This window comes from Streptomyces sp. AC550_RSS872, assembly GCF_019049285.1.
Taxonomy (GTDB): domain Bacteria; phylum Actinomycetota; class Actinomycetes; order Streptomycetales; family Streptomycetaceae; genus Streptomyces.
On sequence record NZ_JAGMUL010000077.1, the window covers coordinates 1 to 380 of the forward strand.

Sequence of the window (380 nt, forward strand, 5' to 3'; positions counted from 1 at the left end):
GCGCGACGAGGTGGCGGTGGCCGGCTGGGTGAAGGAGACCTGGCCCCAGGTGGAAGGACCGTGGCGGCGCTCGATGCCTGGCTCGTTTTCGAGGACGAGGCCGGCTTCTCGATGACGCCGCCCACCCGCCACACCTGGTCCCGCCGCGGCCGCACTCCCGTCGTGCGCGTACGGGGCCGCTCGCGCCGCCGCTTATCCGTCGCCGCCCTGGCCTGCTACAAACCCGGCGCACGCTCGCGGCTGATCTACCGGCCCTGCCCGGACGCCCGGCCTGACGGACGCAAGAGCTTCTCCTGGCAGGACTACCGCGACCTGTTCCAGACCGCGTACCAGCAGCTCGGCGGCCCGATCGTGGTGGTCTGGGACAATCTCAACACCCA

1 pseudogene is annotated in these 380 nt (G+C 71.6%); it reads left to right on the forward strand.

Annotation, left to right across the window (positions count from 1 at the left end):
- Window positions 1-111 precede the first annotated feature (111 nt).
- Window positions 112-380: pseudogene (locus KUM44_RS27415) on the forward strand (DDE endonuclease); the annotation flags it as partial.